This window comes from Neisseria sp. P0009.S008 (genome assembly GCF_051958615.1).
Taxonomy (GTDB): Bacteria; Pseudomonadota; Gammaproteobacteria; order Burkholderiales; family Neisseriaceae; genus Neisseria; species Neisseria subflava.
In genome coordinates this window covers 12,467-24,813 of sequence record NZ_JBQCVG010000005.1, presented here as the reverse complement: position 1 = coordinate 24,813, position 12,347 = coordinate 12,467, and the positions used below count along the sequence as shown (strand labels likewise).

The following is a 12,347-nucleotide window of genomic DNA, read 5'->3' as shown; positions in this document are numbered from 1 at the left end:
TTTGCGGTAAAATAGCTGCTTTGTTTTTCAACCCTCAACATAAGAAACTGCCATGCAATATCTGTTTGTAAAATACAGCCATCAGATTTTCGTTGCCATTACCATCCTGTTGTTCAACATCCGTTTTTTCCTGCTCTGGCGTCATCCTGAGAAGCCGTTGGCAGGCATTTGGAAGGCCATGCCGCATTTGAACGACACCATGTTGCTGTTTACCGGCTTGTGGCTGATGAAGATTACCCATTTTTCGCCGTTCAATGCGCCGTGGCTCGGCATGAAAATCCTGCTGTTGCTGGTTTATATTGTGTTGGGCATGATTATGATGCGTTCGCGTCCGCGTTCGCCGAAATTCTATATTGTTTACGTTTTGGCCATGTCGTGTGTTGCCACGATTGTTTTCCTTGCTAAAACCAAAACGCTGCCGTTTTAAACGAGGCTGTCTGAAATGTATCCGCATTTTGCCGTTATCGCTTTGGGCAGTAATCTCGCCAATCCTGCCGAACAGGTTTGCGCTGCATTGGCCGAATTGGACGCGCATCCGCATATCCGGCTCGAAAAGGCTTCTTCCCTGTATCTGACTGCACCAGTCGGCTATGACGATCAGCCCGATTTTGTGAACGCCGTTTGTACCGTGAAAACTTCATTGGACGGCGTGGCGCTGTTGGCGGAGTTAAACCGCATCGAGGCCGAATTTGGGCGCGAACGTACCTTCCGTAATGCGCCGCGTACTTTGGATTTAGACATCATCGATTTTGACGGTATCCGTAGCGATGACCCGCATCTGACTTTGCCGCATCCGCGCGCGCATGAGCGCAGTTTCGTGATGTTGCCGCTGGCTGAAATTCTGCCGGATTTTGAGTTGGGCGAGCATGGCCGTGCGGCTGATTTGGCTCAGGCTTTGGGCGGGCAGGGGATTCGCCTGTTGAAAGAATAAAGGCCGTCTGAAAACGGACTAAAACAAGAAAGGGCGTGTTGGACACGCCTTTTTTGCTATAAAATATTGTTGGGAAACACATTACAAAGAGTTACTATGAATCCTCGTTATATTGTTGTCGAAGGCGCCATCGGTAGCGGCAAAACCGCTTTGAGCCGCCGTTTGGCAGAGCATTTCAGCGCGTTGCTGTTGTCGGAGAATCCGGATCACAATCCGTTTCTCATGAAGTTTTACAGCAATGTTTCCAATAATGGCTTGGCTGCCGAGCTTTTCTTCCTAACGCGCCGCGCTGAAAGCGTGAATATTATTGAAGACCAATGCGCGCAAGGCGGAATGGTTGTGGCTGATTTTCTGCCGGAAAAAGACCGTATTTTTACACCTATCGTTTTGAATGATGACGAGCAGCAGCTTTTTGCCGATATGAAGCAACGCATTCTGCCGCAATACGCGGAGCCCGATGTGGTGATTTATCTGCAAACCGCCGTCGAAAACAACCGCAAACGCCTGCAAAAACGTCACGAAGGCATCATCAGCTTGTTTCCCGAAGGTTATTTGGGACGGGTGCATGACGAATACAGCCATTTCTTCCATTTGTATCAAAGTGCGCCTTTGCTGACCGTCAATGCCGATGAGTTAGATTTAGCCGGCAATGACGATCATTTCCAGCTTTTGTTGCGCGCATTAGAAGATTTTCAAGGTACGCGAAGTTATTTGAATTTAAGCGAAAAATAAATGCAGGCTAGGTTTAGGCCGTCTGAAAGGAATAATATGTCAAAATATCAATTCACACTCCCATCTTCTTCCGGCAGTGATTTTAACTCCGCCGAACATTTGCCGTTGGTTGTCTATTTTTATCCTAAAGACAGCACGCCCGGCTGTACCACTGAAGGCTTGGATTTCAATGCCCGATTGGAACAATTCAAAGCATTGGGCTATACCGTTGTCGGTATTTCGCGCGACGGTGTCAAATCGCATCAGAATTTCTGCGCCAAACAAGGCTTTCAGTTTGAATTGTTGAGCGACAAAGAAGAAACCGTCTGCAAACTGTTTGACGTGATCAAGCTGAAAAAGCTTTATGGCAAAGAATCCCTCGGCATCGAGCGCAGCACATTTGTGTTGGACGAAAACGGTGAAATCGCCCATGAATGGCGCAAAGTCAAAGTGGCCGGACACGCGCAGGAAGTGTTGGATACCATTTCTCAAGCCTCTTAAATAGGGCTTTGAAAACCTAAGGCCGTCTGAATGGATGTAAAGTCATGCCGTTCAGACGGCCTTTCAATACAGTTTGATGAATATGGACGATTTAATAGACAAGCTGCTTGAATCCCTTTGGTTGCAAGACAGGCTCAGCCACAATACGCTGCAAAGTTACCGCCGTGATTTGGTTAAAATCGCAGCGCGTTTGGCCGAGTGCGGGCAGGATTGGTTGAGTGCCGATGAATTTGCCCTGTCTGATTCCGTGTATGCGGAGGGGGAAAAAAGCACGTCCCAAGCGCGGGCATTGTCGGCTTGCAAGCGCATGTACGGCTGGCTGGAAGAAACGGGCCAAAGAGCAGACAATCCCACCCGTTTTCTCAAAGCGCCGAAATCGGAACGCAAACTGCCCACGCTGATTACCGAAGTCCAAATCGACGCGCTGCTGGCTGCGCCGGATGTGGAAACGCCGCACGGACTGCGCGACAAAGCCTTGCTCGAAGTCATGTATGCAACAGGCTTGCGCGTGACCGAAGCCGTCAAATTGACGCTCAGTGATATCGATTTACATCGCGGCAGTATCCGCACCATAGGCAAGGGCGACAAATTGCGTCTGGTTCCATTGGGACAGGAAGCGGCATATTGGGTGGAACGCTATTGCAACGAATCGCGCCCGTTGTTGCTGAAAAACAAAATCTGCGACGAAGTGTTTGTCAGCCAAAAACGCAGCGGCATCAGCCGTCAGCTTGCATGGATGATAGTCAAAGAATATGCCGAAGCGGCCGGTATTACTTCGCTCAGCCCGCACGGTTTGCGCCATGCTTTTGCTACGCATTTGGTCAATCACGGCGTCGATTTGCGCTCAGTCCAGATGATGTTGGGACATTCCGATATCAACACCACGCAGATTTATACCCATGTTGCCAATATCCGTTTGAAAAACATGGTCGATGAACACCATTCCCGTTCATAAATAAAGGCGGCATCTCGAAGATGCCACTTTTTGTTATTAAGGCCGTCTGAAAGGTTATCAAACTTCAGAATTATAAAATATCAATCAAAATATAAAATTTCATAGAAAAATTTCAAAGTAAAAGGGCTGTGTCAATATTGCAATGCAAACCGTTTTTATTTATATTTACGTTTAAGAATAAATCCTACTCTCAATTATAGAGAGTAACAAAATAATTGGAGCACATCATGTTCGTATGCATCTGCAATGCCATTACTGACCACGACATCAAAGAGACTATCGCCGCTGGTGCAACCACCATGAGCGATTTGCAGGCTCAATTAGGTGTGGCGACTTGTTGCGGTTGTTGTGGCGAATTGGCAGCGTCATTTTTGACTGCAAGCAGTGCCCAAAATACTGTGACTGCCGGTATCAACGTTCAGTCTTAATTTTAGAATGTACACAAAGGCCGTCTGAAGGCGTGACAGAAATCCTTGATTTCGTTTCGCGCCTGTTCAGACGGCCTTTGTTATGCCTGTATGGTTTGGAAGCATTTTGCTATACAATGGCCGCTTTTGTCACTCCGAGAGTAACCGCCATGAAACTGACCTTGATGTTTCGGGAATATTGCAGCCTGTGCCACAAAATGCGCGAACAATTAAAGCCTTATCAGGAGCAGTTTGGATTTGAGCTGGATATTGTCGATGTTGATGAAGATCCGGTTTTAGAAGAAAAGTACAATGAGCTGGTGCCTGTTTTACTGGATGGCGATACCGAAATCTGCCATTGGTTTTTGGACGAAGAAAAACTGAAAGCGCATTTGAGCGCGTAACAAACCGTTGACCATATTATCTTTCAGACGGCCTTTGGTTGTTCATGCCGTCTGAACATTGATTTTATTATGACTGAAAAACTTTCTCCCGATGCGCTGATTGAAGCGGCGCTGTTGACGCAAGTCGAACCCTTAAACGAAAAAACCATGCGCGAATTGTGCGTGCCGCCGTTGTCGCAAGACAAGCTGATTGATGTGTTGGCGCAACTGAAGGCTCGCTGGCAGGGCAGGGCTTTGCAACTGGTGCATACCCATGAGGGCTGGCGCTTCCAAATCGCCCAAGCCGCATTTGAACGACTGGGCAGCCTGCAAGAGCAGCGCGCGCCGCGTTATTCCCGCGCCGTGATGGAAACGCTGGCGATTATTGCCTATCAGCAACCGGTAACGCGTGGCGATATCGAAGGTATACGCGGCGTGGCGGTGTCGCAAAATGTCATGCAAATCTTGCAGGATAGAGGCTGGATTGAAGTCATCGGCCACCGTGATTCTGTCGGCCGTCCGGCTTTGTGGGCGACGACGGCAACATTCTTAAGCGATTTGCGTTTGGAAAGTTTGGAAGAATTGCCGCCGCTGACTGAATTGGGCGAGCTGGTGTTGCCTGATTTGATGGAAACGCCGCCGACAGGCGATGAGGAAGCTGAAGAAGCAGTTGAATCAGGAAATAGACTGATTAACTGATTTGAATGTAAAGGCCGTCTGAAACAATCGTGTTTCAGACGGCCTTTATTGTTGTATAACATCATGATGTTATGTGGGGCTTGTTGATTTCGGCTGTGGCCATTGTGTTGCTGGGTGCCGGCAGTTTGCTCATCTTGCAAACCATGACTCTGATTGCGTCTCTGCCGTTTGTTGTGTTGATGATTTTTATGATGGTTTCTTTGTGGAAAGCCCTGAACAACGATGCCAAATATTTTGCAACCGCCGTCAATCCGGGCAGTATTTTCTGGTCGGGCGATCATTGGAGGGAACGCCTTGGCAAATGATGAATCAGACGCAGGAAGTCGATATCATCAAATTTATGAAAAATACGGCGCTTCCGGCAATGCAGGAATTGAAAGACGAATTGACCGAAAAATACAATATGGACGTAGAAATTCGTTGCCTGTTGCAACAGGATGAGCCGTCGGTGGAGCTGGTGGTACATAAAGGGACGGTAAGGGATTTTGTCTATGGGATTAAATCCGTAAAGCGGGAAATTACCGACCAGTTGATTCGCGAAGACGGTCTGCCTCATTTCAAATATGCGGCAACGTTCATACCGTTGACGTATTTCTCAGATGGGCGCGATAGATACGATGTGCAATATATGACGCAAAAAGAATTGATTGCCGATATGCTCAAGCAGTATGAGCGTTATCTGAACCTGCTTGCCGGAGTGGGGCAGAAATTGATGGGGCATGAACAAGTAGAACTGGCAGAGTAAAATAAATTTAGGCCATCTGAACATGTAGCAATATTCAGACGGCCTTTTTATTGACTGCTTTAAAAATAATTTGTTTAAAATAAATATCTTAGATAAATTATAAGAAAAATCTGATTCAAACTATAAAAAATCTTAGTTATAATCAGATTATCTAAAGCTATTCCGCATAGGTGCGGGTAATTTACTAAGGAATACTACAATGCTGTTGGCACTTTCTTTGCGTGATTTTGTCATTGTTGAAAACCTAAATCTTGATTTTCAAAACGGCTTTACCGTATTGACGGGTGAGACCGGTGCAGGCAAATCGATTACTCTGGATGCGATTGGCTTGTTGTTGGGCGATAAGGCCGATTACAGCCAAGTGCGCAGCGGCGCCAAAGAAGCGCAGTTGTCGGCTTTGTTCGACATCAGCGGTTTGCCCGAACTGAAAGCGCAGCTGCAGGAACAAGGCCTTTTGGAAGAAGATGCCGAAGAGCTCAGCATCCGCCGTATTATCGATGCCAAGGGCAAAAGCCGCAGTTATATCAATAATCAGGCAGCAACATTGGCGCAACTGAAAGCCATCGGCGAGCAGCTAATCGATATTCACGGCCAAAATGCCCATCACTCATTGAATCAAGAATCTGCGCAACGCGAGTTGTTGGATGCGTTTGCCGGCAGCAAAGAGCAGGCAGAAACAGTCAAGCAGCTTTATCAAAATTGGGTCAATGCGAAAAAGGCATTACAAGAAGCGCAAGAGCAGGCAGAAACCATGGCCATCGAGCGCGAGCGTTTGGAATGGCAGTTTAATGAATTGAACCAATTGGAGCTCAAACCCAACGAATGGGAAACCTTAAGCCAAAGCCACGACAGCCTGGCGCATTCGGCCGAGTTGCTGCAAACCGCCGAACAAGTAGGCGACAGTATAGACGGGGACAACGGCATCCAACGTCAAATCTACCAATGCCAAAAATTACTGGGCAATCTGCAAAACATTGAGCCGCGCTTTGCCGAGAGCCTGAATATGTTGGCAAGTATTGAAGCAGAATTGGGTGAAATCAGTGCCAATATGCGCGATGTGGCCGGTCGCAGCGATATCGATCCTAATGAATTGGCCGCACAAGAAAGTCGTATGGGCGAATTAATGAGCATGGCGCGCAAATACCGCATTGAACCGGAAGAGTTGCCGCAAAAGTTGGCAGAAATCGACGAACGCCTGCAAAACCTGCAAGCGGCTGCCGATTTGGAAGCCTTGGAAAATACAGTCGCACGTAATCTTGCAGAATACCACGAAGCCACGCATATTCTCTCCGCCATGCGCCATCAGGCGGCCGGCCGTTTGGGCGAAGAGACCACCGAGCATATGCAGCATTTGGCCATGAAAGGCGCACGTTTTGATATCGTCTTGTTGCCGTCTTCGCCGACCGCACATGGTCTGGAGCAGGTACAATTCCAAGTGGCGGCGAATAAAGGCAATCCGTCCCGCCCTTTGAACAAAGTGGCTTCCGGCGGCGAATTGGCGCGTATCAGCTTGGCTTTGCAAGTGGTTGCCAGCCAATACACGCAAGTGCCGACATTAATTTTTGACGAAGTGGATACCGGTATTGGTGGCGGCGTCGCTGAAATGGTCGGTAAAGCTTTGCGTGCCTTAGGTAAAAAACATCAAGTCTTGGCGGTAACCCATCTTCCTCAAGTTGCCTCTTGCGGTGAAAACCATTGGCAGGTGCGCAAGCATAGCGAAGGCGAACAAACCGTCAGCGAAATCAGCGTCTTGAACCATCATCAGCGCATTGAGGAAATCGCGCGTATGTTGGGTGGCGAAATCATTACCGATACCACACGCAGCCATGCCGCCGAACTCTTGCATTTGGCAGCCGCCTAAAAGCCTCAAGGCCGTCTGAAAATAGAATTCAGACGGCCTTTTCTATATTTTGCCACCTTTTCAGGCAGGCAGAATACAAGGTATGATTATATTGTCTGTTTACTAGGAAATTTTGATGAAAGTCCTGTTTATCGCCGATCCGATGGCAAGTTTTAAAACCTATAAAGACACTACTTACGCCATGATGCGTGAAATGGCAAAGCGCGGTTGGCAGCTTTTTCATACCTTGAGCGGAGAATTGTCCGTCCGTGAAGGCTTGGTGGTGGCTCAGGCAGCGGCATTTGAGTTTGTCGGCGCGAAGAACGATGACGATCATGAATGGTTTAAAGCAGAGGCAAAAGTTCAGACGGCCTTAAAAGATTTCGATGCGGTCATTATGCGCACTGATCCGCCGTTTGATATGCAATATCTGTATGCGACCCAGTTTTTGACGTTGGCGCAGCAGCAGGGCGCAAAAGTGTTTAACAGCGGGCAAGCAATGCGCGATTTCAATGAAAAATTGGCGATTTTGAATTTCAGCCAGTTTACCGCGCCGACTTTGGTTACCACACGTTCCGCCGATGTCCGTGCCTTTTTGAAAGAACACGGCGACATCATCATCAAACCTTTGGACGGCATGGGTGGTATGGGCATTTTCCGCCTGACCGAATCCGACCCCAATATCGGCAGTATTTTGGAAACCCTGATACAGCTTGATTCACGCACCATCATGGCACAACGTTATATTCCTGAAATCGTACATGGCGACAAGCGCATTCTGATTATCGGCGGGGAAGTTGTTCCGTATGCTTTGGCGCGCATTCCGCAAAATGGCGAAACACGCGGCAACTTGGCTGCCGGTGGCCGCGGTGTGGCGCAGGAGTTGAGCGAGCGCGACCGTGAGATTGCAGAAACCCTTGCGCCTGAATTGAAGCACCGCGGTATTTTGCTTGCTGGTTTGGATGTCATCGGCAGCAACCTGACCGAAGTCAACGTAACCAGCCCGACCGGCTTCCAAGAAATCATGAAGCAAAAAGATTTCGACGTTGCCGCCATGTTCGCAGATGCCGTGGCATCTTGGGCAAAACAATAAATCCAAAGGCCGTCTGAAAATTGATCCGACCGTTTTTTTCAGACGGCCTTTTTATGTTGAGTATATGATGAAACCATCTTCCTACGCTTCAGAGAAAAAAGGAAAAAGCGGTATCAAGCGCATTATCAATGCGTTTGGTTATTCCAAAGACGGACTGGCTGCCGCGTATCGTTATGAAAGCGCATTTCGCCAAGTTTTTTGGCTGAACCTGATTTTAATTGTCTTGGCTTTGTTCCTTGATTTCGGCCCGGTCACCAAAATGGTGCTTGTTGTCGCATCGTTTATTTCACTGATTACCGAATTGTTTAATACCGCCATCGAGGCAGCTGTTGACCATACCTCTACTGAAAAACACGAGCTGGCCAAGCGTGCCAAAGATGCCGGTTCGGCCGCGCAACTGATGGCTTTGTTAATGTTATTTATTGTTTGGATTGTTGCATTAACTGCTTAGAAATGTGGTAATATGGTAATTCATTAGGATTAGATAGTATTACTTAATCTATATCAAAGTTTTCAGACGGCCTTCGGTTGTAAGATGAAAGCTGTATATCCCAGCCATTTGGCAAACATAAGGAGCAAAACATGAAAAAATTAATGGCAACCCTGATTCTGGCAGGCTTGGCAACTTCCGTATCTGCAGCCGGTATCCATATTGAAGACGGTTGGGCACGTTCTACCGTTGAAGGTATGAAAATGGGTGGCGCATTCATGAAAATCCACAACGATGAAGCTAAAAAAGACTTCTTGGTTGGCGGCAGCAGCCCGGTAGCCGAGCGTATCGAAGTACATACCCATGTAAACGACAACGGCGTAATGCGCATGCGCGAAGTTAAAGGCGGCATCCCGCTGGAAGCAAAAGACGTAACCGAGCTGAAACCAGGCAGCTACCACGTTATGTTCATGGGTCTGAAAAAACCGCTGAAAGAAGGCGAAAAAGTACCTGTTACCCTGAAATTCAAAAATGCCAAACCTCAAACCGTACAACTGGAAGTGAAAACCGCACCGCAATCCGGCATGGATCACGGTCACGGTCATGGTCACGGTGGCGCGCATCAACACTAATTGCTTGAATTTTCATATAAAGGCCGTCTGAAAGTCATTAGGCTTTCAGACGGCCTTTTCTGTCGTTAAATCAAAATGTGCTAAAATCACGCTTTAAAAAATGTATTTAAAACCCACATTCCCCTCATGAATACTACCAACACACCAACAAACATCATCGTCGGCCTTTCCGGCGGCGTCGATTCATCCGTTACCGCGGCCCTGCTCAAACAGCAAGGCCATCAAATCAGCGGTGTGTTCATGCAGAACTGGGAAGATGACGACAACGACGAATATTGCAGCATCAAACAAGACTCCTTTGATGCCATTGCCGTTGCCGATATCATCGGTATCGATATCGACATCGTCAATTTTGCCGCGCAATATAAAGACAATGTATTTGCCTATTTCCTCAAAGAATACAGCGCAGGCCGCACGCCAAATCCGGATGTCTTGTGCAATGCCGAAATCAAATTCAAATGCTTTTTGGATTATGCCATTGAGCAGGGCGCCGATACCATTGCCACCGGACACTATGCCCGCAAAGAAGTTCGCAATGGCGTGCATTACTTGCTCAAAGGCTTGGATCAAAACAAAGACCAAAGCTATTTCTTGTACCGCCTCAAACCTTTCCAACTTGAGCGCGCGATTTTCCCATTGGGCGAGTTAGAAAAGCCTGAAGTCCGCCGTCTTGCCGAAGAATTCAAATTACCGACTGCAACCAAAAAAGACAGTACCGGTATTTGCTTTATCGGCGAACGTCCGTTCCGCGAATTTCTGCAAAAATACCTGCCGACCAATAATGGCAAAATGGTTACCCCTGAAGGAAAAGTAGTCGGCGAACACGTCGGCTTAATGTTTTACACGCTGGGCCAACGCAAAGGCTTGGGTATCGGCGGCGCAGGCGAGCCATGGTTTGTCGCGGCCAAGGATTTGACCCAGAACGAACTGATTGTCGTACAAGGCCATGACCATCCTTTGCTTTATACGCAAAGCCTGGTGATGAACGATTTGAGTTTCACATTGCCCGAACGCCCGAAAGAAGGACGCTATACCTGCAAAACGCGCTACCGTATGGCTGACGCACCTTGTACGTTGCGTTACTTGGATGATGAAACCGTCGAGCTTGTCTTTGACGAGCCGCAATGGGCGGTAACCCCCGGACAATCTGCGGTACTGTATGACGGCGATGTATGCTTGGGCGGCGGTATCATCATGTCCACCGACAAGCCTGTCATCATTACTGCTTAATAAAAGGGCCGTCTGAAAACGAAGCGGAGATTGAATAAAGCCTTTCAGACGGCCTCGATTTCAAAAAACGACTAAATAAAAGACTGATCAATATGGAAAAACTCTGGCTCAAAAGCTATGAACAAGGCGTAAACCCTGAAATCGATATTTCTCAATACAGCTCCATCAGCGACGTATTCCGTCAAAGTGTCGAGAAATTTGCGGATAAACCTGCTTTTCAAAACATGGGCAAAACGCTGACTTATGCCGAAGTGGGCAAGTTGGCTACCGACTTTGCTTCTTACCTGCAAAACGTATTGAAACTGCCGCGCGGTGAGCGTGTGGCGATTATGATGCCGAACGTTTTGCAATATCCGATTGCGCTTTTCGGTATTTTGCAGGCAGGCTTGGTGGCAGTGAATACCAATCCGCTTTATACGCCGCGCGAGTTGGAGCATCAGTTGAAAGACAGTGGCGCGACAACGATTGTCGTGTTGGAGAACTTTGCCAATACGTTGGAGTTGGTGTTGCCGCGTACGCAAATCAAACATGTGATTGTCGCGTCGGTCGGCGAGATGTTCGGCATGATTAAAGGCGCGTTGATGAACTTCGTCATCCGCAAAGTGAAAAAAATGGTGCCGGAATACCGCATTCCCAATACCGTGACTTTTCAGACGGCCTTGAAGCAAGGTGCGGCCAATTCGTTCAAACCAGTCGAGTTGACGCGCGACGATACTGCTTTGCTGCAATATACGGGCGGTACGACCGGTTTGGCGAAAGGCGCCGTCCTCACTCACGGCAATATCTGCGCCAATATGTTGCAGGCAAAAGAATGGATTAAAAACAGCCTGCACGAAGGCAAAGAAACGGTTATTGCCGCGTTGCCGCTGTATCATATCTTTGCCTTGACGGTGAACCTGATGATCTTTGCGAATACCGGTTCTAAAATCATCCTGATTACCAATCCGCGCGACATGAAAGGATTTATCGGTGAATTGAAAAAAGAGCCGATTAGCGTATTCATCGGTGTGAATACCCTGTTTAATGCGATGGTCAACCGTCCGGATTTTGCCGAAGTCGATTTTTCCCGTTTGAAGCTGACTTTGGGCGGCGGTATGGCAACGCAAAGAGCCGTGGCGGAAAAATGGAAAAAAATCACCGGTACGCCGATTGTGGAGGCCTACGGCTTGACCGAAGCCAGTCCGGGCGTATGTTGCAATCCTTTGAATATCGAAGCTTACAGCGGCGGTATCGGCCTGCCTGTTCCTTCAACTGAGATAGAATTGCGCGATGCAGACGGCAAAGAAGTGCCTATCGGACAACCGGGCGAATTGTGGGTGCGCGGCCCGCAAGTGATGAAAGGCTATTGGAATCGTCCTGAAGAAACCGCCAAAGCAATCGATGCACGCGGCTTTTTGGAGACCGGCGACATTGCCGTGATGGATGAAAAAGGCTGGCTGAAGCTGGTGGACCGCAAAAAAGATTTGATTGTGGTATCTGGTTTCAATGTGTATCCGAACGAAATTGAAGAAGTGGTGGCCGGAAACGATAAAGTCTTGGAAGTCGCCTGTATCGGCGTGAAAAGTGAAAAAACCGGCGAAGCGATTAAGGTTTTTGTCGTACGTAAAGATCCGTCTTTGACTAAGGAAGAGCTGATCGATTTCTGCCGCAAAGAACTGACTGCTTATAAAGTGCCGAAAGACATCGAGTTCCGCGACGAGTTGCCAAAATCCAACGTTGGCAAAATCCTGCGCCGTGAGCTGCGCTGATACATAAAATCAGTATGATAAGGCCGTCTGAAAACGCTATTT

Annotated in this window: 16 protein-coding genes; all 16 read left to right on the top strand. The window is 48.0% G+C overall.

What is annotated here, in order from left to right; all coding sequences use genetic code 11:
* Positions 1 to 52 precede the first annotated feature (52 nt).
* A complete protein-coding gene (locus tag ACTHSQ_RS05170) occupies positions 53 to 427 on the top strand; it encodes a SirB2 family protein (RefSeq protein ID WP_003681989.1) in 375 nt (124 codons plus the stop codon).
* Positions 428 to 442: 15 nt separating this feature from the next.
* Positions 443 to 931, top strand: a complete 489-nt coding sequence (gene folK / locus ACTHSQ_RS05165; RefSeq protein WP_070631607.1) for a 2-amino-4-hydroxy-6-hydroxymethyldihydropteridine diphosphokinase — start codon at positions 443 to 445, stop codon at positions 929 to 931.
* A 96-nt stretch (positions 932 to 1,027) separates the two neighbouring features.
* Entirely contained in the window at positions 1,028 to 1,663 is a 636-nt protein-coding gene (locus ACTHSQ_RS05160) for a deoxynucleoside kinase (protein WP_070590983.1), read from the top strand.
* 36 nt (positions 1,664 to 1,699) lie between these two features.
* A complete protein-coding gene (locus ACTHSQ_RS05155; RefSeq protein ID WP_003683206.1) occupies positions 1,700 to 2,143 on the top strand; it encodes a peroxiredoxin in 444 nt (147 codons plus the stop codon).
* Between the two features lie 76 nt (positions 2,144 to 2,219).
* The gene (gene xerD, locus ACTHSQ_RS05150) at positions 2,220 to 3,098 is read left to right on the top strand and encodes a site-specific tyrosine recombinase XerD (protein WP_440371447.1); all 879 of its coding nucleotides are present in this window, start codon (positions 2,220 to 2,222) and stop codon (positions 3,096 to 3,098) included.
* Between the two features lie 227 nt (positions 3,099 to 3,325).
* Positions 3,326 to 3,526 carry a (2Fe-2S)-binding protein gene (locus ACTHSQ_RS05145; RefSeq protein WP_003681978.1) on the top strand — a complete coding sequence of 67 codons (201 nt, stop codon included), beginning with the start codon at positions 3,326 to 3,328 and terminating at the stop codon, positions 3,524 to 3,526.
* Positions 3,527 to 3,675: 149 nt separating this feature from the next.
* The gene (locus ACTHSQ_RS05140; protein ID WP_036472354.1) at positions 3,676 to 3,909 is read left to right on the top strand and encodes a glutaredoxin family protein; all 234 of its coding nucleotides are present in this window, start codon (positions 3,676 to 3,678) and stop codon (positions 3,907 to 3,909) included.
* A 69-nt stretch (positions 3,910 to 3,978) separates the two neighbouring features.
* A complete protein-coding gene (scpB, locus tag ACTHSQ_RS05135; protein WP_003683204.1) occupies positions 3,979 to 4,587 on the top strand; it encodes an SMC-Scp complex subunit ScpB in 609 nt (202 codons plus the stop codon).
* Between the two features lie 71 nt (positions 4,588 to 4,658).
* Positions 4,659 to 4,892 carry a BCCT family transporter gene (locus tag ACTHSQ_RS05130; RefSeq protein ID WP_440371448.1) on the top strand — a complete coding sequence of 78 codons (234 nt, stop codon included), beginning with the start codon at positions 4,659 to 4,661 and terminating at the stop codon, positions 4,890 to 4,892.
* Positions 4,889 to 5,332 (top strand): hypothetical protein, encoded by a 444-nt coding sequence (locus ACTHSQ_RS05125; RefSeq protein WP_440371449.1) that lies wholly within the window; start codon positions 4,889 to 4,891, stop codon positions 5,330 to 5,332. Before ACTHSQ_RS05130 ends, ACTHSQ_RS05125 begins: the two co-directional genes overlap by 4 nt.
* A 199-nt stretch (positions 5,333 to 5,531) precedes the next feature.
* Positions 5,532 to 7,193 (top strand): DNA repair protein RecN, encoded by a 1,662-nt coding sequence (gene recN / locus ACTHSQ_RS05120; protein WP_440371450.1) that lies wholly within the window; start codon positions 5,532 to 5,534, stop codon positions 7,191 to 7,193.
* Between the two features lie 115 nt (positions 7,194 to 7,308).
* Positions 7,309 to 8,265, top strand: coding sequence for a glutathione synthase (gshB, locus tag ACTHSQ_RS05115; RefSeq protein WP_003683249.1), 957 nt, complete (start codon positions 7,309 to 7,311; stop codon positions 8,263 to 8,265).
* Positions 8,266 to 8,332: 67 nt separating this feature from the next.
* A complete protein-coding gene (locus ACTHSQ_RS05110; protein ID WP_036472350.1) occupies positions 8,333 to 8,716 on the top strand; it encodes a diacylglycerol kinase in 384 nt (127 codons plus the stop codon).
* Between the two features lie 131 nt (positions 8,717 to 8,847).
* Positions 8,848 to 9,327 carry a copper chaperone PCu(A)C gene (locus ACTHSQ_RS05105; RefSeq protein WP_003683197.1) on the top strand — a complete coding sequence of 160 codons (480 nt, stop codon included), beginning with the start codon at positions 8,848 to 8,850 and terminating at the stop codon, positions 9,325 to 9,327.
* A 126-nt stretch (positions 9,328 to 9,453) separates the two neighbouring features.
* A complete protein-coding gene (gene mnmA / locus ACTHSQ_RS05100; protein WP_003683155.1) occupies positions 9,454 to 10,557 on the top strand; it encodes a tRNA 2-thiouridine(34) synthase MnmA in 1,104 nt (367 codons plus the stop codon).
* Positions 10,558 to 10,649: 92 nt separating this feature from the next.
* Positions 10,650 to 12,305, top strand: a complete 1,656-nt coding sequence (locus tag ACTHSQ_RS05095; protein ID WP_440371451.1) for an AMP-binding protein — start codon at positions 10,650 to 10,652, stop codon at positions 12,303 to 12,305.
* The last annotated feature ends 42 nt before the right edge of the window (positions 12,306 to 12,347 follow it).